Source organism: Methylocaldum gracile (assembly GCF_053646815.1).
Genome location: NZ_CM132196.1, coordinates 1128254 through 1150135, shown reverse-complemented (window position 1 = coordinate 1150135; position 21882 = coordinate 1128254). Strand labels below are relative to the sequence as shown.

Sequence of the window (21882 nt, the reverse complement as noted above, 5' to 3'; positions counted from 1 at the left end):
AGCCTTACGTCCCGACCTCAAGATGACGGCCCAAGCAGCGAGATCCGCCGCTCGCCGGCGCCGCCCCGAACGGCAAGAGGATGAACCGCCGGGTATTCCGGCAAGCGCGGCAGGCGGATCGCAAACTCGCTACCCTTACCCAGTCCCTCGCTTAAAGCCCATACGTCGCCGCCGTGCATCGCCACCAGGCGTTTCACCAGGCAGAGGCCGATCCCAAGGCCTCCTTCGGCCCGGTCGAGGGTGTGATCCACCTGATAGAACAGGTCGAACAGGCTGGCTGCCTGCGCGGGATCGATGCCGCGGCCGGTGTCGCGGACCCGAATCGTGACATCGCATTCGGACGGCTCGACGGTCAGAGTGATCTGCCCCCCTTCGTCCGTGTACTTGGCGGCATTGTTGAGCAGATTCGACACCGACTGCGCCAGACGGACCAGGTCGCCCTCGACGCTGACCGGTTCCGGCGGAAGATGCACGGCGAATCGATGCCGGCGGGCCTCGATCAGCGGCCGACTGGTCTCCACCGCCCGCTGCACGATATCGGCCAGGGCAAGCGGTTCTTTCTTGAGTTCGATCTTCCCGCGGCTGATCCGGGAGACATCCAGGAGATCGTCCACCAGCCGGGTCAAGTGCTCGACCTGGCGATCGATCACGTCTCGCGCCCATGGCAGCTTGGCATCCGCCGCCCCCAGCCTGCGCATGATTTGAACGGCGTTGCGGATCGGCGCCAGGGGATTTCGGAGTTCATGGGCGAGCATGGCCAGGAATTCGTCCTTGCGCCGGTCGGTTTCGCGTAACGCATCTTCGGCCTGTTTGCGCTCGGTGATGTCGACCACGTGCGCCACGAATCCTCGGGCCCGCCCTGCCGCATCGAGATCCGGGGAGTACGTGGCGTGAATCCAGCGCTTTCCGCCTTCGGCGTAGGACACCGGAATTTCGAAAGCGACCCGTTCTCCCGCCAGAGCCCTCTCGACATAAGGAGCGAGGGACTGCCACGCGGCTTCGCCGTGGACATCCCAGATACGACGCCCATACATCTCTTTGCAGCCGTAACCGAACCATTGCTCATAGGCCTTGTTGACGCGGCGGTATCGGCCGTCGGCATCGATATAGGACATCAGGGCCGGGGCATTGTCCATGGTTACGTGCAAGAGGTCGCGTGCCTCCTCCGCTTCCCGTCGTGCCGCCTCCAGTTCGGCCGTGCGCTCGGCGACGCGCTGTTCCAGCGACGCATTGGCTTCCCTCAGGGCCTGCTTGGCCCGATTGATCTCGGTGACATCGATGCCGACCTCCATGATCATCGGAGAACCATCCGTGTCGGTAAACGGAAAATCGTGAATCTGGTAGTCGTAACCGTCCGGGCCGGTCCACTCCCAATCCAGAGGCGCGTCCGTCTTCAGGACCTTGAAAGTCTCACAGACCTCGCAAGGCTCGGCACGGTTGAACAGGTAGTCGTGGCAGCGCCGCCCGAATGCCTTGCCGTAGCGCTGTTCGAAGAAGCGATTGGCGAACACGATCCGGTAGTCTCGCGACAGCAATACCACGGAAACCGGAAGCGCCTGCAGCACGTCATGCAGCCGCTCGCGTTCCGCCTGCACGGCCGCGACGGCCCGGCCCAGTTCGGCGGTGCGGAGCGCCACCTGCCGGCGCAGTTGTCTGGTCCAAAGGCCCAGGAGCGCCAGCAGGACGGCAATCGCTCCCGCGCCCCAGGCGACGTGTTTGACCGGGAACGTCGGGGTTTCGTAGATGCCCAGCCATTTCCTGTAAAGCCGATCGTACTCCCCGTTCGCCTTGACGATGGCCAGACCCTGGTCGAGACGGTCGCGCAGTTCGGTATTGCCCTTGCGCACGGCAAAGCAGAACTCCCGCCGGTAATCCCTGAGCAGCGGACCGGCTTCGATGACACCCGCGAGACCGCTACGCTCCACCAGCATGTTTCCCTGAAGCCTCGGCGCCAGCACAGCGTCGTGCTGCCCCGATGCCAACAGACGAAACCCGTCGGCCAGATTGTCGACGATCACCAGTTGATGGGTGAAGCCGCGGCTGACGAGGGCCTGGTGAGCGGCATCCGAGCGCAAGACGATGATGCTCAGGCCGCGGGCCTGGCCGACGGCATGAATGTGCGGACGATCCTTGCGGACAAAGAAACTGTCGTATCCGATGGTATGCGGCCGGGTGAATTCCACTTGCCCTTCACGTTCGTCGATGCGTGCGGCCAGGGGCAGAGCATCTAGTTCGCCCGCCTTTAAGGCTTGCCAGATGGTGTCCCATCGGCCCGGACGGAAAGTGACGGGAATATCCACCGCCGCAGCCGCCGCGGCGAACAGCTCGACGGCGAAGCCGGTCGGCCGGCCCTCGGCATCGACATCGGCATAGGGCGGAAAACCGATCTCCGATCCGACAACGAGAGGACGATCCGGCTCGGCCCGGACCAAGCAGGGCACGATCAAGCACAGGAAGAGCGTTAGTCGCACGCTCCACGGTACGAGCCACCGCCGAAACCACGCCGCCGAGTTCAGTCCGAAACCGGCTTTCGGATGCACCCGAACGGTGGGTCGGCAAGTCTGTCCCAGGTCTTTTCGAACGGCCACGGCGATGTCCATGTTCATTCCCTGGAAACCGCAAACAGCGCGGCGCTGTGTCTCCCAAACCGCACTGTCAGACGCATAGCGTGATTACCCCGGCCGCGCTGCTCAACTATCGCAGAGAACATGTTTGTTGTAATTCAAACAGCATTGCCCCATAGAGCGATTGTCATGCTCTAAGTTCAAAGCCCGTTTGCGATTCGTTCCGTCCCGCATACAGACGCCAGCGTCGTGCCTGAAAACCAGCGAAACGATAGAGCTTCCCTAAGAGCGCTGGTGTCCATACTGCCTGGAAGATGTGTCTACCGCAAGGTGCGGGCACTCTACGCAAATTCTCGGGTCCGATGCGAATGGTCCGATGCAAAACCTGTCTAAAGGTTTTACATCTTTTTCTCCGACCGAACTTCGTGTGTCGGCTGCGAGGCCGTACTGGATAGACATTCCTATCGGGGGTCGTCTCGCCATAGCGGCAGCGTGGACTTGGAGGCCGCATGAACAGCGGCTGTCTCTCACATCGACAGGGATGGATAATCATGACAAACGACTACGGAAAAAGGATGCGCCTGATGGCGGTACTCAATGGCGCGGTCATGGCCTTGGCCTTACAGTCGCCCGCGGTTTCCGCCAGGACTCTCGGTCTGGTGGCGGATAACACCGAATCCACGGTCACGGTATTCGATGCGGATACCGATAGCGTGCTGGGAACGGTGCCCATACCTCCGGGCACCATCGGCGATGTGCTCATCACGCCGGATCAGAAATGGGGTTTTGTGACCAACTTCAATAACGAAATTTCCGTCATCGACTTGACCGCATCGCCTCCCCGCCTTGCCGAGGGCACCAATCCGATTCGCATCTCCAATTTTGGCGAGGATCTGTCGATCAGCCCCGACGGCAAATATTTGGTGGCGTCCGATGGCAACGCCGTTCAACCGATTTCGGTCATCGATATCGCCGCCCAGCGCGAAATCCAAACCTTATCGGTGGACTCCGACACCAATTCGGTGGATATCTGCCGCGACGGTTCGGTGCTGGCGACCTCTACCAGCGGGACGGTGCGCCGGCTGACGATCGATGGCGACGGCGCCTTAACGGATACCGGCGAGGTCTTGTCTCTCAATGACGAACCCAACAACGTCTTTTGCGCCCCGGACGGTCGCTCGGGTCTCGTCGTCACCACTTTGTCCGGCGATATAACCTCGTTTACGGTGCCGGGGTTGAAGCGAGTCAATACAAGCGCCCTATCCGGGAACTTCGGAATTTCGGGCTTCGTCGATCCGGCCGGGGACCGGGTTTTTGCCAGAAGCAGCTACGACGGTTTCGTGGATGTTTTCTCTTATAAGGCCGCGACAGCGGAATTGGGCGCCAGGCCGCAGTTGTCGATTCCAATTTCGGTGACGTTCGGATTCTACGGGATGGATCAAATGGCACTGCATCCGAACAGGACCAAGCTGTACGTCCCGGAATACTTCGCCAACGCCCTGAACGTGTACGACGCCGACACCGGCGCCTTGCTGACTTCCATTACCGATCCGAATATCGTGGAGCCGACAGGGGTAGCCGTCGCTACGCCGACCGACGGCGGCAACGATCACGATAATGATGAAGGCGACGACGACGGCGCTACGGACGGACAGCGGCGACGATAGGGTCGATGGAGCGGCACCTTTGATCGCGAACGGTGATCGCTGTGCAAACGGCCGGGAAGATTCCGTCCTAAACAGCAATCGGCGATATCGCGGGATCGTTTTAGAAATCGCCCCGCATACCGGCAATGGCGGAACGATACGCTGACCAGGAAATAAAAAGTGCCGCTTCGGCCGCTTCAGGCCGAAGCGGCGCTGATTTCGTCCAGCGCATTCAACAAACAATCGATCTCGTCGAAGGTGTTGTAGGCCAAAAGCCCGATTCGCAGCAGGCCGCCCGTCGATTCGACGCCCAATTTTTCGGTAAGGCCGAGCGCATAGAAATTGCCGTGCCAGGTGAAGATGCCGCGATCGCCCAATCGTTCGGCGACCGCATAGGGCGTGTGGCCGGCTAGGGTTATGGCAACGGTCGGCGTTCGCCAGTCGAAGCGAGCAGGGTCAGTTATGCCATAAAGCTTCAGGCCGGTTATTTGCAACAGGTCCTGAATCAAGCGTTCGCTCAGGCGACGTTCGTATTGCCGGCTTGCTTCCATCGCCACGATCAAGGCGTCGCGGCGGTTTTCTGGGGAAGACGAAACACGCCGGCCGAGTTCCGCCAAATAATCGATCGTCGCAATCAGCCCGGCCAAGCCTTCGTGATTCAGGGTTCCGGTTTCCCAGCACGAAGGGACTTCATCCGGAGCCGGTTGCACTTTGTAAGGCCGAAAGCGGGCGAGATGCTCGCGTTTGCCGAACAGGATGCCGACATGCGGACCAAAAAATTTGTAGGCGGAACAAGCGAGAAAATCGCAATCGAGAGCGCGTACGTCGATCGGGCCGTGCGGTGCGTAGTGAACCGCATCGACGAAAACCAGCGCGCCGACCGCATGGGCCAGACGTACCGCTTTAGCAACGTCGTTGACGGTGCCGACCGCGTTGGAAGCATATCCGATCGCGACCACGCGGGTCCGCTCGCTGAGCTGCCGCTCCAGGTCGCTCATGTCGAGTGTACAGTCTTCCAAATGGATATCGACGACACGAACCACCGCGCCGACTTCTTCCAACGCGTACCAGGGGGAAACATTCGCGTAGTGGTCTAGCCGCGTCACGACGATTTCGTCGCCGGGCTTCAAGCTGCGCCCTATGGCTCGGCTGAAAGCGAAGGCGAGCGTGGTCATATTGGCGCCGAAGATCACTTCATCGGCACTGCAACCCAAAAAATCCGCGACTGCGGAGCGAGCCGAGGCGATCAGCTCATCGGTCCGCCGGCTGGTGACGAAAGCGCCATGCGCATTGGCGTTCGATGTTGCCAGATAGCGGCTCATGGCATCCATCACCGATTGAGGCACTTGGGTTCCGCCGGGTCCATCGAAGAAAACGAGGCGCTGGCTGCCGATGCCTTGAGCGAGTGCCGGGAACTGGGAACGTATCCATTCGAGATCAAAAGATGCCATGGCGGACTCCTCTGTGATACGGTCGGCCTGTCCATCGGAGCGCCAACCGGTTTTTCGTCGGTCTTAGCATTGGGCCGCGGACAGGTTAACACAAAGGATGCCGGCGAAGGATGAGACGCTCGTTTCGGTCGAATCCGGGGCGGTGGTTTCGATTTGGTTTGAAATCAGCCTGTGACCAGTTTTTCAAAGTCCGTCGTTCTCCCCGGTCGGATCTGCGCTCGGCTTGCCCAGTCGCCCGGTTGATGGAACACTTAGGCGATATTCGAACCATGGACACACCTGCCCAACATGACATCCGTTATTCCTCGAGAAGAATCGCTTCGTTCGCGGCTGGAGCATGAGCCGCAAACACTACAATTCGGAACCAGCGGGCGCCGTGGCCTGCTGATTCACCTCAGCCAACTGGAAATCTTCATCAACGCCCTCGCCGAGCTCGAATACCTGCAGTCGTTGCCGCTTGCCGAGGGCGGCATCGTGCGCGGCGAGGATTTCTTTTTCGCCTACGATCTGCGCCCCAGTTCCAGCCGCTTCATCGACGGGGAACCTCGGCGCGGAGAAATTGCCCAGGCCGTCGAGCGCGCCATCCGCACCGCCGGCATGAGGCCGGTGAATCTCGGCCGCATTCCGACGCCGGCACTGACCTACTATGCCGTGTCACGCGGCAAGGGCAGCATCATGGTGACGGGCAGCCACATCCCTTTCGACCGCAACGGTTACAAGACCAACACGTCGCGCGGGGAACTGCTGAAACAGCATGAGCAGCCCATCAACGAAAAGGTGCGGGAGGTGCGGGAAAAGCTATACGGCCAGTCTTTTGCCGATTCCCTGTTCGATGAGCACGGGCAGTTCAAGGCTGGCCACCTCGAACTCTCCGCCGAAAGCGGCGAGGCCGCCACCGCCTACATCAAGCGCTACGCGGATTTCTTCGGTGCCGAGTCGCTGAAAGGGCTACGCCTCCTGGTGTACCAGCATTCGGCCGTGGGACGGGATCTCGTGGTCGAAATCCTGCGCGAACTCGGCGCCGAGGTCGTCGTCGCCGGCCGCAGCGAAACCTTCGTCCCGATCGATACCGAAAACATCAATGCGGAACAGCTCACGGTTATTCAGACGCTGTTCGACGAAGCCGTGGCGAAACACGGCCGGATCGATGCCGTAGTCTCCACCGATGGCGACAGCGATCGTCCGCTGATTCTCGGCGTGGATCCCGAAACCTCCGCCGTGCGCTTTTTCGGGGGCGATCTGGTGGGGATGATTACGGCGGAATATTTGGGGGCAGATGCCGCGGTCGTGCCGATCAGCTGCAACGATGGCATAGACCGGGGCGCACTCAAGGACATCACCGAACCCAAAACGCGCATCGGGTCGCCGTTCGTCATTGCAGGCATGGAAGCCGCGTGCGCGCGTGGCAAAAAAGCAGTCTGCGGCTGGGAAGCCAATGGCGGATTTCTGACCGGCTCGGATATCCTCAGGAACGGCAAGACCCTCAAGGCGCTGCCCACGCGCGACGCTGTCCTGCCCATTCTCGCCGTGCTTTGTGCCGGCCGGGAACAGGGACTCGGTCTAACCGAGCTGTTCGCTTCATTACCCAAACGCTACAGCCGCGCCGCACTGCTCAAGCAGTTTCCGAGATCGGTCGGCCTCGAGATCGTCAAACGTTTCTCGCCTTCCGAGCCAGCCATCGGCGAGGTTCGGTTCTCGCCCGACGGTACCTCGGTGCTGAGTACAGACGGCCGGAAACTCGAAACCGCGGATGTGGAAGTTCCTAAACTCGATACGATTCGGCGGGAATTCACCGGTTTCTTCACGGCAGATCTCGGCTTCGGCGCCATTACGACGCTCAACTTCATCGACGGGGTACGCATACGATTCGACAACGGGGACGTGGCCCATCTGCGGCCTTCCGGCAACGCCGACGAACTGCGAATCTACGCGGTCGCGGACACTCAGGCGCGTGCCGACGCCATCGCCCGCATGGCGGTGGCCGAACCCGACGGGATTCTGCGCCGCTTGGAGCGGTTGGTACGTTAACGAGGCTTCCGGACGGGACAGAGTCGACCACGGGTGTCGCGGTTCAAGCAAGCTAAGGCCGTGGGTCCTGAGCCCCGTCGAAGAATCGGGATTATTAACCCGGCCTATAAATATAGGCCGGGTTAATCCGGGGCAGGGATGCCCCGGCGCGGCGACAAGCCGCGTGAGCCCAGGCCGGGCGTGTAACCGGCCTGGGCGGCGGCCCGAAATACCAGGAGGGTATTTACGGGCCTGATTAATAAAGCGCCCCCTTCGGAATCTACGCAGGTAAAGCAGGTTTCCCATGCTCCCGTTTGGGAACCTGCTTCACAAAACTCCCGCTTTTGCAGTTTGGCTTAGCGCCCGAAGTAGGTCGGCAATCCTTTGCCGACACCCGCCGTCGGCGAGGGACTTTGTCGGCAAAGGATTGCCGACCTACACATTGCGATGCCCACTGCTAAATCGCGGTGAAAAATGCGCGAGGACTTTTCCGCTCCATCTCAACGGTCAACTGCCGTTTCTCGGGAATCCATAAGCAAGCTCGGAGATGTCAAAACAAATACGTCCCGGTGGCCAACGCTCTCCCCGAGAGGCTGGATAGGGCTGGTATAGTGGAAGAACTTCCGGTCGTTAATCAACAAAAGTTCTCCGGGGTATAAGATTTTGTCAAAAACAGGATTACCGGTTTTATTTTTGTAGAGATGCGTTTCCCCGCCCTGAATATTTCTCCGGTCAATAGAATAGATACAAACAAAGTCGGCACCGTCGCTGTGTATACCTTCTGGCGCCGGATTTCCAAAGTTATCCGGGGAGCATGTGGTTCGTATCTGATGAACGCCTATTTCAGCACCGATATCGAGACTGCAAAAATCTCTGAATATCGACAGTAGGCTTTTGAACATTCCGAAATTGACGAGCTCCTCATCCAATTCGGAAAATTCTCGTTTTATACCGCCGACCAGGGGATTATATTCTTTGGGTTGGAAAAGAAAGCCATGCGGCATTTTAACGATGCCATCCTTAGAAACCTTGAACCGTGATAGCTTTCGAAGACGATAGTCACCCTCGATATAAGGGTCGACGGGAAGACTGCTGAAAAACGGCTCAAAAGCCTCCGGATCCATGGCTCTTTCCGCCCGCATGACGAACAGAAAACCGAATTCGAATCCAGTCGATCCAAATACTTTTTGCATAGGGCACGCTCTCCCTAAAAAAGGTGGCCTCCCACTATTCTCTTGAATTCCTGATACCGTTTGTCGTCGTAGAACAGTTCTGCGTGCCTAGTACTTTATAACATGGCATAAGATCGCCAGTTTATGTGTTTATCGGCACGATAAGAGCGTGAGATACTTTCATGCGAATATCGTAACCATAATGTTACGCGTTCGGACGTATATCCGATAACAGATTACGCGCCTGATTTTATAAACTTCGACCCATAAACTCGGCAGAAGTTTCAGATTACCCGGACTACTGCAAGAAATACCGGCTGCCGTGAATATGTGCCAGGATGCGTATTCGATCAGCGCCATTTCAATATTCTTCCGGCAATTTAGCGGCATCATGTCTTGTGCGCTTTCTGATTTTCCAATCGCAGTATGTAGAGGATCGGCTGAACCTGCGAACCCCATCGATCGCAAACTAATACCGACAGCGAAGATAGACCCGAAGCATCCGGAAGGACTCGGCGTCCATGCCGTCGCGGCACACCGTAACGGCGTGTGTCTTCGTTTCGGTTTTAATGTGCAAAATGACTATCCACGTGGTGACGATGCTGCTGTCCAGCACGGTTCCGGATTGCATACCGGACCGCAGGAAGATCTCGCATTCGCCTCCCGGTTTGAGGACCAGTTCCCTGACGGCCGGATTCAATGAATATTCCCTACGACAAAGGAACAAACTGAACAACACGGCGCCGAGCAGCCCCAGCCTCGTCCACGCCGGCAGCGGGTTGGCCAGGGACGCAAACGCCGCCAATGCGTGAACCGCTGTCACGGCGACGGCCAGGCTGCGGGACGGATTAAGAAGAAGACGGAGAGGCGGAACGGATTTTGAGGACAAGCTCGGCCAGCGATGAATCTATGGGGACGCAGTCGGTATAAAGATAGCGCCAAAGCCTTTCGTCCGGTTCATCGAGAAGCCGGATGAAGGTCGATTTTTCCGTTTCCGGCGCTTGATCGTAAGCACTATCCAGGTAGCGCTGCAACAGCAGATCGAGTTCCCGCATGCCGCGGCGACAGCGCCATCGGAGCTGAGCCGCTTTCATCGGCTCAGAGAGGGTGAACAGAACTACTGCGCGGCCCATATTCGCTCCTGCGATGCTCAACGTACCCCCTGTACGCCTGCGCTTCTCGTAGCGAATATGGGCCGCGCGCCACGTTTTTTTCACCCTCTCTCAACGCTGCCGCTCGATCAAGAGCTTCTTGATTTCGGCGATGGCCTTGGCCGGGTTCAGATTTTTCGGACACACATGCGTGCAGTTCATGATGGTGTGGCAACGGTACAGCTTGAACGGGTCTTCCAGTTCGTCCAGCCGCTCGCCGGTGTTCTCGTCCCGGCTGTCCACGATCCACCGATAGGCTTGCAGCAAAACCGCAGGCCCCAGGTAGCGTTCGCTGTTCCACCAGTAACTGGGACAAGCCGTCGAGCAGCATGCGCACAATATGCACTCGTAATAGCCTGTGAGCCGGTTTCGCTCCTCCTTGCTCTGAAGACGCTCCCGATCGGCCGGCGGCGGCGTTTGAGTCTGAATCCACGGCCGAATCGAGGCATATTGGGCGAAAAAGTGGGTTTGATCGGGCACCAGATCCTTGATCACCGGCTGATGCGGCAGAGGGTAAATTCTTATCACCTCGCGGCAATCGGCGATCGCCATGGTGCAAGCCAGGGTGTTGTGTCCGTCGATGTTCATGGCGCACGAACCGCACACGCCTTCCCGGCAGGAGCGGCGGAACGCCAGCGTGCTGTCGATCTCGTTCTTGATCTTGATGATGGCGTCGAGAACCATCGGCCCGCAGCGATCCAGATCGACCTCGAAAACGTCGAGGCGCGGATTTTCTCCGGACTCGGGATCGTAGCGGTAGATTTCGAATCGCCTGACATTGGTGGCGCCCTCGGGCGCCGAATATACCTTGCCGGGTTTGACCGTAGAATTCTTGGGTAGTGAAAAAAGCCCCATAACCTTTACTCTAGTACACCCGCTTTTGCGGCTGAATGACTTCGACCTCGTCGGTCAGGGTGTACAGGTGGACCGGACGATAATCGATACGGACATTGTGACGCTCATCGAGCCACAGCAGCGAGTGTTTCAGCCAGTTTTCGTCGTCCCGTTCGGGAAAGTCCTCACGGGTATGCCCTCCCCGGCTCTCTTCGCGGTTGAGCGCTCCGGCGATGGTCACCATGGCCTGGGCGAGAAGATTCTCGAGCTCCAGGGTTTCGACCAGATCGGTATTCCAAATGAGCGAACGATCCGAAACGCGCACATCCTGAAAGGAGTCCATGACGCCTTTCAACTGGTCGACGCCTTCCTGCAGCACCTCGCCCGTCCGGAATACGCCCGCATGGCTCTGCATGCTCCTCTGCATCGCCAGGCGGATGTCCGCGGTTTTCCGCGAGCCCTTGGCGTAGCGCAGCCGGTCGAAGCGGGCCAGCGCCGGATCGTAAGCATCCGGCGGAAGCGGTTTGTGGAGCCGCTTGGGCTGGATCAGCTCGGCACAACGCAATGCCGCCGCCCGCCCGAACACGACCAGATCCAGCAGGGAATTGGACCCGAGCCGGTTCGCCCCGTGCACGGACACGCAAGCCGCCTCGCCGATCGCCATCAAGCCGGGCACCGGCGTCTCGGGGTTGCCGTCCTTCAGCGTGACCACTTCACACTTGTAATTGGTGGGAATGCCGCCCATGTTGTAATGGACGGTCGGAATGACCGGAATCGGCGCCTTCGTAACATCCACGCCGGCGAAGATCATGACGGTCTGGCTGATGCCGGGCAGCCTTTCTTCGACTACCGCAGGATCGACATGTTCAAGATGCAGGTAGATGTGATCCTTGTCCGCCCCGACACCCCGCCCCTCCAGGATTTCCCGCGTCATGGCGCGGCTCACCACGTCGCGCGAGGCCAGGTCCTTGGCGTGGGGCGCGTAGCGCTCCATGAAACGCTCGCCTTCGGAATTGGTGAGATAACCGCCCTCGCCCCTCACGCCTTCGGTGACCAGGCAGCCGGCTCCGTAGATCCCGGTGGGATGGAACTGCACGAACTCCATGTCCTGGAGCGGCAATCCGGCTCGCAGGACCATGGCGTTGCCGTCTCCGGTCGTGGTGTGCGAGGACGTGCAGGAGAAGTAGCAACGCCCGTAACCGCCGGTTGCGAGGATCGTCATGTGCGAGCGGAACAGGTGCAAGGTTCCGTCATCCAGGCGCCATGCGAGCACCCCGCGGCATTCGCCCTCGTCCATGATGAGATCCAGAGTGACGTATTCGGTGAAGAACTCCACCTTGTGCCTGAGCGATTGCTGGTAGAGCGTATGGAGAATGGCGTGGCCGGTAAAGTCCGCCGCCGCGCAGGTGCGCTGGGCGGAGCCCTTCCCGAAATGGGTGGTCATGCCGCCGAAAGCGCGCTGATAAATCTTGCCGTTCTCGGTACGCGAAAAAGGGACGCCGTAATGCTCCAATTCGATGACGGCGGGAATCGCCTCGCGGCACATGTATTCGATCGCGTCCTGATCGCCCAGCCAGTCGGACCCCTTCACCGTGTCGTACATATGCCAGCGCCAATCGTCCTCGCCCATATTGCCCAAAGCGGCGCTGATGCCGCCCTGAGCCGCCACGGTGTGGCTGCGTGTCGGAAAGACCTTGGTAAGGCACGCCGTTTTCAGACCTTTTTCGCCCAGTCCCAGCGCCGCGCGCAAACCCGCGCCGCCGGCTCCGACAACCACGGCGTCATAGGTATGGCGAATGATCTCGTAGGCCTTGGTCATGCTACCCCATGAACACGATGCGCAGCGTTGCATAGAGCGACGCCAGCGCCAGAAAGGAAAAAACCAGCTTCATGCCCAGAATGCTGAGCATTTTCAGCCATTCGGTATGAATGTAATCCTCCATCACCACCTGCAACCCCAGCGTGGCGTGATAGAAGACCAGAATGATGAAAGACAACAGGAAGATACTGTTCCAAGGCGTCGCCATCCACCGAACGACTTGCTCGTAATCGGCATGAGGCAGCGAAACGACTACGGGCGCAAGCCAAAATATCAGAGGAATCAGCGCAATAGAGGTCACCCGCTGCCGCCACCATTCATGAGTTCCCTGTTTGGCCGAGCCGAGTCCCCGGGCACGGGCAAGCGGTGATCGATAGTTCATGGGCCCTTAGAAAATCGTGATCATGTGAGTAGGAATAACCCCAGGGTCAGCAACACCGCAGCGACCAACTCCAAATAAGCATACCGATCCAAAGTGTCACGATCGAAACCGTGCCCGGTGTCCCAGATCAGATGTCTGACGCCATGGGAAAAATGAAAGAACAAAGAAAAAAGCCAGGCCCACAACAGTAATTGCCCCGGCAACGAGCGCAGAACGGCTTGTATCCAGGCGAACTGAGCCTCTCCCTCGGCGACGGCCATCAGGCACACTGCCCAAAAAACCAGGCCGACGCTTAATAACACTCCGGTTATTCGATGCGTGATCGACAAGACCGCGGTCAGCGGCAAGCGGTAAATCTGAAGATGGGGCGACAGCGGACGCTCACTCATAACTTGGCGAAACACCTAGGGTCTTGTTCCTGGCTGCGATGGCAAACCTGCGCCCAGCAATCTTTGCCGGACGCGCCGAGAACCGCGTGCATGGAAACTAAAAATCGATACACCGTCCGTCCTTTTCCCAATCTCCGTAGCGGGTAGGCTCTGGGCGCTCTGCGTCCTTGCGCGGAGCAGCTTGCGATTCGGATTTTGTCGCTTGCCCATTCTCCAATTCTTGATCGCTGTTTGAGGACTTGAGTTCCTCAGTCATGACACAACTCCTCCGAAGCCTGTTTTATGGCTTTTATACCTTGGCAGGGAAGTGATCACAAGCCGTTCGCGACACTCTTCGCGGCTGGCGTCCGAAAATATTATCAGTAAGGAATCTTTCGCGAGAGGTTTTGTCGAACTTTTACAAACTTTCGACCGGTGGAATAAATACGGTCGAAGAAAGGTACATATTTCGTCAATACGTATATGTACGCAACGTTATGAGCCAGTCAGGGCAGATGCTTTGTCGATGGCGAATATTTGGAGAAATGTCATGAACTGGGATCAAGTCAAAGGAAACTGGAAACAAGTCAAAGGCACGATTAAAGCTCAATGGGGTCGGTTGACCGACGATGAGCTCGACGAGATTAATGGCGAAAGAGAAAAACTGATAGGCAAGATTCAGGAAAGATACGGGATAGCCCGTGAAGAAGCGGAAAGGCAAGTAGAAGGTATGAAGATGTAAATCGAATACTTGGCTAGCTGACGGTAACGCCGTCTTTCCACGCTCCTCGAGCGCCACCAATCAGGGATGTACCGTCAGTTAGCGCGTCGACTACTTGAATAGAATAAGTGGGGCATTGCCGCTTTTAAGGTAGTTACCTTTTGCTGATAAATTCAAGATATAACTCAAGCCATTTCGGTATCTTCTTGCGTCAATATATTCTAATCACGCACTTTTCATAAGGAGATTGACATGGAAAAAGCCGTATTTTGTGTCGCCAAGACGAGAGAACAAGCCGAGTTGATTATCGATCGTTTGAGATCCTCGGGATTTTCAAACAACGATATCTCCGTCCTTTTTCCCGATAAGTCCACGACCAAAGATTTCGCCCACGAGCAGCACACCAAGGCACCGGAGGGAGCTACCGCCGGAGGAGTCGCAGGCATGGGCGTGGGTGCCGTGCTCGGTTGGCTTGCAGAAATCGGCACTATTGCAATACCTGGTGTCGGCCCCTTTATCGCTGCCGGACCTATCGCGGCGGCACTGACCGGCGCAGCTATCGGCGGAGCAACCGGAGGAATCATCGGAGCTCTGGTCGGCATGGGAATTCCGGAGTACGAAGCCAAACGTTACGAGGGCAAGATCAAGAGCGGGAACATTCTGATTTCCGTGCATACCACTGACAGCCACCAAAGGTCCAAAGCCAAAGAGATTTTCGAACAGGCTAATGCGGAAGACATCGCAGTGAGCGGAGAAGCGAGCGTCACCTAACCATCGGACAAATTCGCTTCGGAGCAAACATCAGGAGACGTATATGCCATGGGACGAATCCAAACTTAATACCCTATTGCGAGACGAAATATCCGCCGTCGAAACCTATCAACAGGCTCTGGATAAATTGCGTAATGAGCCGCAGGTTGGAGAAGTGCAGCAGATTTCTTCGATTTGCGAAGATCATCGAGACTCCGCCAACAAGCTCAGGGAGCGGATCATTCAGTCCGGAGGCAAACCCACGGAGGACTCCGGAGCCTGGGGAACCTGGTCCAAAATGGTCATGGGCGGCGCCAAATTATTAGGTGATAAGGCGGCTCTCACCGCCCTCCGCCAAGGAGAGGAAAACGGTATTCAGGATTACCAGGAAGCCCTGCTGGATGCGGATATTCCGGCCGATGTCCGAAACTTGATTCAAACCACGCTGTTGCCGAGACAACAGCAACACCTCAACGTTCTGAACAGGCTCATCGGGACCACCTGATCCTGTTGCGGCGCGGCCGCAGAGAGCCGATAGAGAGGGAATCTCGCTGCGGCGCTCTGTCCACCGCGCCTCGTTTGTTTCGGCGATTTATACCGATCTTCGAGTCGGTGCCCGGCTGGAATGAGAGGACGTTTCCATGCGATTGAATATTGCCGACTCCGTGATCGTCATTACCGGAGCGTCCAGCGGCATCGGCAGAGCGACGGCGATGAAGGTCGCCGAACAGCATGGAACGGTCGTGCTGGCGGCCCGCCAAGCGGACGTATTGCACGAAGTGGTGCGGGAATGCGAGCAAATCGGCGGACGCGCGTTGGCGGTAAGGACCGACGTCACCGACGAAGAGCAAGTCAGGCAATTGGCGCGCCGTGCCATCGAGACTTACGGGCGAATCGACGTGTGGGTCAACGATGCTGCCGTTACCATGCTGTCCCGGTTCGAGGACGCGCCTGCGGATGCATTTAGACGCGTCATCGAAACCAACTTCTTCGGTTATGTTCACGGTGCACGGGCGGTTCTGCCCTATTTCCACAAGCAAGGTTACGGTGTATTGGTCAACGTGGCGTCGGTAGTGGGGAAAGTGGCGGCGCCGTATGCCAGCGCGTATGTCGCCAGCAAGTTCGCCATCACCGGATTCTCGGAAAGCTTGCGCATGGAGCTTCGCGATACGCCCGACATTCACGTGTGCACCATTCTGCCTGCAACCATCGATACCCCGTTGTTCCAACATGCCGCCAACTACTCCGGAAAAGCGGTTCAGGCGATGCCGCCGGTTTATGCGCCCGAAGACGTAGCGGAGGCGATCTTGGAGACGATTCGCCATCCGAAGAGGGAGGTCACCGTGGGCAACGCGGGGCGCATGATCGCCATGTGGAATCTTGCGCCGCCGCTGGCGGAACGGATGGTGGCAAGAAAGGTGGAGCGACGTCACTTTCAAGACCGGCCCGGACCGGATTCGCCCGGAAACCTTTTCGAACCCATGCCCGAATTCGACACCGTGCGCGGCGGCTGGCTGGAACCCCATCAACAACGCTATCGAAAGTCGGCCTGGACTGCGGGCACCTTGGCCCTGCTCGCCGGTCTTGGCGCGGCGCTTTACCTGAACTCCTCCAGACGCTCGACGCCACGAACTGCCGAAGCCGGCAACGTTCTACCGAATCCCGATAAATAGCCTGAACCTCTCCCGGAGGCGGGGTCTCATTCGGAAATAGATGTCCGCACGTACGAGCCATCGTTACCTCGACATCAGGGATATTCAATCCCTATCAATGGTCTTAAACCTATATCAAGACTCGGTATCTAGGCGGGCCTCGGTTTAACCATCATTGGAGATCGGCAACTTAGCTTTGTATTTTTAGTCTTTTTCCCAACTTGTTGTAGACAAGAGACAAAACAACAGGCCGCCTGTTGTTCATAAGGGCAATATATTCGTTCTTATACTATTCCATATCACCCTTCAAGTACGTATTCGCCAGCCGCTTTAGAGCATCTTCTTAAAAACATTCATAACCTGGTCTTATTTACCTTCTCACAGATCGTCAAGGTATTTAGATCGATTTGCCCAAAGGAATATACCAGCAGTTCTAGTTTATCGGAAAACCATGAGTTTTAACTAAGAATACGAATTAATACGACTGTTTTTTCCTGGTATCTCGAAGAATAATTTGTCAATTATCAACCATCAGAAGGCGAGGTGATGTCATGGCTAACGTAGATACTGATTTAGATAGCACCAAACCTGCCTCCTCGACTCAGTCCGGTACTGGAATGGGTACCACAGGCAGCGCGGAAATGCGTTCGTCGGATATTAAGACCGAAGCCAAGGAAGTAGCCGGCGAAATCAAGCACGAAATGCAACGGCTGAAGGAAGAAGCCAAGCAAAGAGGTGAATCATTGTTCAGGGGTCAGCGCAACGCCGCGGCCTCGGAAGTCGGCGGCATGGCGGAGGCCTTGCATCGAACCGCTCAACAGTTGAACGAGCGGGAACAAGGTACGACCGCCCGCTATGTCGATCGTGCGGCGGGAGCTCTCGACAGAATGGTCGATACCATTCGCGAAGGAGATCTTCGCACCATGATGAGAAAGACGGAGGACTTCGCCCGCCGAAATCCGGGGGTCTTCTTCGGTGGAAGCGTACTCGTGGGTTTCATGCTTTCACGATTTCTCAAGAGCTCGGCAGAACGGAGAGAAACCGAGCCGGCGCATGGCTCCACGGAGCGCGTGGGAACCGAAACCCGATATACCCACTGAGGTTTCCGATTCCGAAAGGGCTACATATCCGACACGCGAAACATCCGGCGTCAAAGGCGCCGGCACAACCATTTATGAGAGGAGTGCTGTCATGCAACCAGATGAAGTTACAGGCAAGAAGGATTCTTCGCTTGCCGGACTCCTAACGGACTTTACGCGGGAGTTGTCGACTCTCGTCCGTCAAGAGGGACAATTGATGAAGGCGGAGCTTTCCGAGAAAGTGTCGGAAGCAGGTGCCGGGGTCGGCTCGCTGACGGTGGGCGGTGCGATCGTGTTTGCAGGGTTTTTGACTCTCTTGCTCGCAGCGGTCGCCGCCCTCAACGACATCATGGGAGCCGTCGCTGTCGACAACCCGTGGCTGTCGCCGCTGATCGTCGGATCGATCGTTCTCATCATCGGCTTGGTATTGCTGCAAAAAGGCCGCAGCAATCTCAAGGCGAAAAACTTGATGCCAAAGAAGTCCGGCGAGTCACTCCGCAGAGATTCGGAAGTTTTGCGTGAGCATATCAAGTAACTCGTCATCGTTAAGAAAAGAGAACCGCTCGGACGAGCGAGGAACCATATGCCTACCCTAATCGGAAATGAGGAATCCTTCATCGAAACGCTCTGCAATTTGATCGAGCTCGACTTCGATGCCGTCGCCGCATACGAAGCCGCCATTAAAAGGATCGACGATGGTGCCGTCGGTGATCGGCTCGGTGAATTCATGAGCGATCACCAGCGCCATATCCAGGAACTGAGTCGCATCGTACGCGATCTTGGCCAAATGCCGCCTACCGAGGCCGACTTCAAAGCCGTTTTGACGCAAGGCAAGGTCATCATCGGCAACATTGCCGGCGATAAAGGCATTCTCCAGGCCATGAAATCCAATGAGGACGACACCAACCAGGCGTACAGCCAGGCACTCCAGCGGACCGATATCTTGCCTCAAGCCCGTCCGCTGCTGGAGCGCAATCTGGCGGACGAACGGAGGCACCGGGCCTGGATCGAAGAGCGATTGACACTGATGTGACCGTATTTCGATGGCGATTAATGGGTAGTCCGACTGTTTTGAGGACATCCTATCAGCATAGTTCTAAAGAGCGTCCCCCCAGGCTACGACTGGGACGGGTGCTCTCTAGCAAGCATAGTGGAGAATGTTATGGCTACATATGACGAGACCAGAAGTCCCGAACAAATCGAAACCGATATCGAACGGACACGAAGCCAGATGGCGGAGACTCTGGACACGATTCAAGAGCGATTTTCGCCCGGACAGCTCCTGGATCAAGCCTTGAACTATCTGGACGAGAAGCAGATAAACGAAAATTTGCGACGGTTCGGCACCAGTGCCGGGACTGTCGTCAAGGAAAATCCGATTCCGATGACTCTGCTCGGCGCCGGGCTCGCTTGGCTGGCGCTGTCGGGCCGAACCAAAGGCAAAGGCGGCCGATCCGTTTCTGGGCTCATGAAGCCTTCTCACGGCATGGAAAGTCTGCATAGCAGCCATGGCGAGATAGAACGGTCCGTTTCCCACGGCATGGGCGGAACCAAGGGCGAAGGCGCCATGAGCGAAAAGCTTGGACACGCCAAAGGCAGAGTATCGGAGACCGTCGGCCATGTCCGGGAAACGCTCGGCGAAAAGGCGAGCCATGTTCGGCACTCCGTCGGCGACACCATGAGCAGCGTCCGCGAAAAAGCCGGAGAAGTCTCTCACAGAGCGCAGGATCAGGCGGTACGACTCGGCCATGCGGCCCAAGACCAGTATCAGCACATCGTTCAGGAACAACCCTTGGTCCTGGGCGTGTTGGGGATCGCCATCGGAGCGGCGCTCGGTGCCGCCGTGCCCCGCACACGCATGGAAGACGAAATGATGGGAGAGACGAGAGACCGATTGGCGCGTCAAGCTCGCGAAACCGGCCGGGAAATCATGCATGAGGGCGCCGTCGAAGCCGAACGCGAACCGGCTACCGCCGGCCCGATGCACGAGGGTCCGACCGAAGCCGAGAGCAGCCCGATTACGGCTGGCTCGAGTTCGGGCGAAATACTTCATGGCATGGAAAGCGGCGAAACCGGCATCGGCACCGGTGGAACTACGGTGGTAGGCACCACGGCCGGCGGTACGACCACCGAAGGTATGGGCGGAGTTACACGAGCCACGGGAGGTGAGGCAGCCGCCGCCGAATCCATGAAAGGCGTGCCACCGATGGGCGAGCGCCGCGGAGGCGTAAGCGACCGCCGCAAGGGATTCTTGGCCGAGACGATCGGAAACGTCACGCGAGTACCGCCTGCCGGAGAGCGGCGGCACGGCATGCCCGATCGCCGGATGTCCGGCTCCATGAGCCGAGGACCCGGCTACGAGTCTCCGAACACGCCGTAAGCGACGGTCCTCAAGCCGGTTAATCATTGGAAAAACGCCATGGCGCGCTCGACGCGTCATGGCGAATTCGCATAAAAAGCGACGACGGCGCGCGCCATGAACGACGGCGTCGAGATTGCACAGTCGATGCCGTCTCCGCGCCGGAAATCGCTTTTCCCGAATCAGTCAGGGAGGTCTTCCCAATGCCCACATCGACTGACGCTTCCGCTTACAACGACCGAGGCCGCTCGGCAGTGCGTCCTTGGGATATCCCGCTCGCAGGCTGGCGGGACATTGCCTACCGTGTCAAGGACGAGGTCGTCCACGACAATATTTCGATCGTCGCGGCCGGCGTAGCGTTCTATGCCCTGCTGGCGATCTTCCCCGCCTTGGCGGCAATGATCGGCCTATACGGTCTGGTCGCCGATCCCGCCGACGTTCAGAAAGAGATCGAAGCGCTGGCGAACATCGTCCCTGCGGAGGCCCATGCGCTGCTGAGCCGGCAGTTGAACGACATCGCCAGTCATGCCAACACCGCGCTGAGCTTAAGTGTCCTCATCGGTTTAGCGGTGGCGATCTGGAGCGCTACAAAGGGCATCACCTCCCTGATCACCGCCCTGAACATCGTCTACAACGAGCAGGAGAAAAGGAGCTTCTTGAAATTGAACGGCCTGGCTCTAGCCTTCACCTTCGGCGGAATCCTCTTCGCTCTGGTCGCCATAGGCCTCATTGCCGGCTTGCCTGCTTTTCTGAGCTTTACCGGCCTCCGCGGATTTCTGTCATTCCTGTTTTCTCTCCTGCGTTGGCCGCTTCTGGCGCTGGCTTTCATCTTCGGTTTGGCCGTCGTCTACCATTACGGCCCTTGCCGCAATGCGCCCCGCTGGCAATGGATCAGCCCCGGTGCCGTGCTGGCGGTAGTGTTGTGGCTGATCGGTTCGGGGCTGTTTTCTTTTTATGTGTCCAATTTCGGAAACTACAACGAAACCTACGGTTCGGTCGGCGCCATCGTCATTCTGCTCACTTGGTTTTACCTCACGGCTTACGTGGTGCTCCTGGGCGCCGAGCTCAACGCCGAAATGGAGCATCAAACCAAGGAGGACACCACCATAGGCGAACCCGAGCCTTTGGGCGAACGTCGTGCATACGTGGCCGACACCATCGGCAAAGCCTATGGGGACAAAGGAAGGGACAACACGGACGATTCGAGGCAACATCCGAGACGATGAGGCCTGCATTCGCAGCGGCGACTCACGTCCGGTCAATCACTGGAGCGCAGGAAAACGGTATGAACAAACAGGTACGAGATGTTATGACCAAGGGCGCCGAGTGCATCGGCGAGCACGAAACAATCATCGAAGCCGCGAAGCGAATGGAACTGCTCGACATCGGCTCACTCCCCATTTGCGGCGACGACAAGCGCCTCAAGGGCATGCTGACGGACCGCGACATCGTGGTGAAGGTTCTGGCCGCAGATCGGGATCCTTCAACGACTACCGCGGGCGAAGTCGCTCAGGGCACTCCCGTCATGGTCCATGCCAGTGACTCCATCGACGATGCGCTGCGCAAGATGATCGACCATAAAGTCAGGCGCTTGCCGGTCATCGAGGAGCACAAGCTGGTCGGCGTCGTGAGCCAAGGCGACTTGGCCACGAGCATAGACACCTCCAAGGTAGGGGACTTGGTCAGGGCGATTTCCGCCGCGCCCTAAAGCGACCCGTCGAAGCACGGAGGGCGATGCCGTTGGATTCAAGGTCGGTATCGCCGGATCGATAGCAAACGGACCTCGAGTCGCCCCGTTCCCGACATTGCAGTCGGCAAAGGATTGCCGACCTACGAACTCAGGCAATCACTCCGGGTAGGTCGGGAATCCTTTCCCGACATCACGGATTGCTCGGCAAACGATGGCCGACCGACGACCACTCGGTTC

General features: G+C 57.9%; 22 protein-coding genes. 12 read left to right on the top strand and 10 right to left on the bottom strand.

Annotated features, from left to right (window positions below):
- Positions 1-17: 17 nt before the first annotated feature.
- Positions 18-2600, bottom strand: a complete 2583-nt coding sequence (locus ACWJJK_RS05095) for a transporter substrate-binding domain-containing protein (RefSeq protein ID WP_156880681.1) — start codon at positions 2598-2600, stop codon at positions 18-20.
- A gap of 515 nt (positions 2601-3115) precedes the next feature.
- Here ACWJJK_RS05095 and ACWJJK_RS05090 point away from each other — a divergent pair.
- Complete coding sequence (locus tag ACWJJK_RS05090) at positions 3116-4231, top strand: YncE family protein (protein ID WP_156880680.1); 1116 nt, start codon at positions 3116-3118, stop codon at positions 4229-4231.
- Positions 4232-4407: 176 nt separating this feature from the next.
- On the opposite strand, the gene ACWJJK_RS05085 is transcribed toward ACWJJK_RS05090, so the two are convergent.
- A complete protein-coding gene (locus ACWJJK_RS05085) occupies positions 4408-5661 on the bottom strand; it encodes a cysteine desulfurase-like protein (protein WP_156880679.1) in 1254 nt (417 codons plus the stop codon).
- A 288-nt stretch (positions 5662-5949) separates the two neighbouring features.
- Between ACWJJK_RS05085 and ACWJJK_RS05080 the strand changes: the two genes are divergently transcribed.
- The gene (locus tag ACWJJK_RS05080; RefSeq protein ID WP_156880678.1) at positions 5950-7689 is read left to right on the top strand and encodes a phosphohexomutase domain-containing protein; all 1740 of its coding nucleotides are present in this window, start codon (positions 5950-5952) and stop codon (positions 7687-7689) included.
- Positions 7690-8168: 479 nt separating this feature from the next.
- Here the strand turns inward: ACWJJK_RS05080 and ACWJJK_RS05075 are convergent, their stop codons facing one another.
- The 8 genes from ACWJJK_RS05075 to ACWJJK_RS05040 form a co-directional block, all read right to left on the bottom strand.
- Positions 8169-8861: a 2OG-Fe dioxygenase family protein gene (locus ACWJJK_RS05075; protein ID WP_156880677.1), complete on the bottom strand. Its 693-nt coding sequence runs from the start codon at positions 8859-8861 to the stop codon at positions 8169-8171.
- 448 nt (positions 8862-9309) lie between these two features.
- Entirely contained in the window at positions 9310-9663 is a 354-nt protein-coding gene (locus tag ACWJJK_RS05070) for a protein YgfX (protein WP_133717410.1), read from the bottom strand.
- A gap of 25 nt (positions 9664-9688) precedes the next feature.
- Positions 9689-9973: an FAD assembly factor SdhE gene (locus ACWJJK_RS05065; protein WP_240502445.1), complete on the bottom strand. Its 285-nt coding sequence runs from the start codon at positions 9971-9973 to the stop codon at positions 9689-9691.
- A gap of 90 nt (positions 9974-10063) precedes the next feature.
- Positions 10064-10846: a succinate dehydrogenase iron-sulfur subunit gene (locus ACWJJK_RS05060; RefSeq protein WP_156880676.1), complete on the bottom strand. Its 783-nt coding sequence runs from the start codon at positions 10844-10846 to the stop codon at positions 10064-10066.
- A 10-nt stretch (positions 10847-10856) separates the two neighbouring features.
- Positions 10857-12644 (bottom strand): succinate dehydrogenase flavoprotein subunit, encoded by a 1788-nt coding sequence (gene sdhA / locus ACWJJK_RS05055; protein WP_156880675.1) that lies wholly within the window; start codon positions 12642-12644, stop codon positions 10857-10859.
- A gap of 1 nt (position 12645) precedes the next feature.
- Positions 12646-13026, bottom strand: a complete 381-nt coding sequence (gene sdhD / locus ACWJJK_RS05050) for a succinate dehydrogenase, hydrophobic membrane anchor protein (RefSeq protein ID WP_156880674.1) — start codon at positions 13024-13026, stop codon at positions 12646-12648.
- A gap of 20 nt (positions 13027-13046) precedes the next feature.
- Entirely contained in the window at positions 13047-13415 is a 369-nt protein-coding gene (sdhC, locus tag ACWJJK_RS05045; RefSeq protein WP_077729372.1) for a succinate dehydrogenase, cytochrome b556 subunit, read from the bottom strand.
- Positions 13416-13512: 97 nt separating this feature from the next.
- Entirely contained in the window at positions 13513-13671 is a 159-nt protein-coding gene (locus tag ACWJJK_RS05040) for a DUF1674 domain-containing protein (protein WP_077729371.1), read from the bottom strand.
- A 273-nt stretch (positions 13672-13944) separates the two neighbouring features.
- On the opposite strand from ACWJJK_RS05040, the gene ACWJJK_RS05035 reads away from it, so the two are divergent.
- From ACWJJK_RS05035 to ACWJJK_RS04990, 10 genes are all read left to right on the top strand, one after another.
- The gene (locus tag ACWJJK_RS05035; RefSeq protein ID WP_077729369.1) at positions 13945-14136 is read left to right on the top strand and encodes a CsbD family protein; all 192 of its coding nucleotides are present in this window, start codon (positions 13945-13947) and stop codon (positions 14134-14136) included.
- A gap of 231 nt (positions 14137-14367) precedes the next feature.
- Entirely contained in the window at positions 14368-14886 is a 519-nt protein-coding gene (locus ACWJJK_RS05030; RefSeq protein WP_077729368.1) for a hypothetical protein, read from the top strand.
- A 43-nt stretch (positions 14887-14929) separates the two neighbouring features.
- On the top strand, positions 14930-15370 hold the full coding sequence (locus ACWJJK_RS05025) for a DUF2383 domain-containing protein (RefSeq protein WP_077729367.1): 441 nt from the start codon (positions 14930-14932) through the stop codon (positions 15368-15370).
- Between the two features lie 136 nt (positions 15371-15506).
- The gene (locus tag ACWJJK_RS05020; RefSeq protein ID WP_156880673.1) at positions 15507-16538 is read left to right on the top strand and encodes an SDR family oxidoreductase; all 1032 of its coding nucleotides are present in this window, start codon (positions 15507-15509) and stop codon (positions 16536-16538) included.
- 596 nt (positions 16539-17134) lie between these two features.
- Positions 17135-17617 (top strand): hypothetical protein, encoded by a 483-nt coding sequence (locus ACWJJK_RS05015; protein ID WP_454128708.1) that lies wholly within the window; start codon positions 17135-17137, stop codon positions 17615-17617.
- A gap of 91 nt (positions 17618-17708) precedes the next feature.
- Entirely contained in the window at positions 17709-18131 is a 423-nt protein-coding gene (locus ACWJJK_RS05010; protein WP_077729363.1) for a phage holin family protein, read from the top strand.
- Positions 18132-18179: 48 nt separating this feature from the next.
- A complete protein-coding gene (locus ACWJJK_RS05005) occupies positions 18180-18629 on the top strand; it encodes a DUF2383 domain-containing protein (protein ID WP_077729361.1) in 450 nt (149 codons plus the stop codon).
- A 129-nt stretch (positions 18630-18758) separates the two neighbouring features.
- Complete coding sequence (locus ACWJJK_RS05000; RefSeq protein WP_156880672.1) at positions 18759-19976, top strand: DUF3618 domain-containing protein; 1218 nt, start codon at positions 18759-18761, stop codon at positions 19974-19976.
- A 182-nt stretch (positions 19977-20158) separates the two neighbouring features.
- Positions 20159-21181: a YihY/virulence factor BrkB family protein gene (locus ACWJJK_RS04995; protein WP_133717405.1), complete on the top strand. Its 1023-nt coding sequence runs from the start codon at positions 20159-20161 to the stop codon at positions 21179-21181.
- 59 nt (positions 21182-21240) lie between these two features.
- Positions 21241-21663 carry a CBS domain-containing protein gene (locus ACWJJK_RS04990; protein WP_205780699.1) on the top strand — a complete coding sequence of 141 codons (423 nt, stop codon included), beginning with the start codon at positions 21241-21243 and terminating at the stop codon, positions 21661-21663.
- Positions 21664-21882 lie beyond the last annotated feature (219 nt).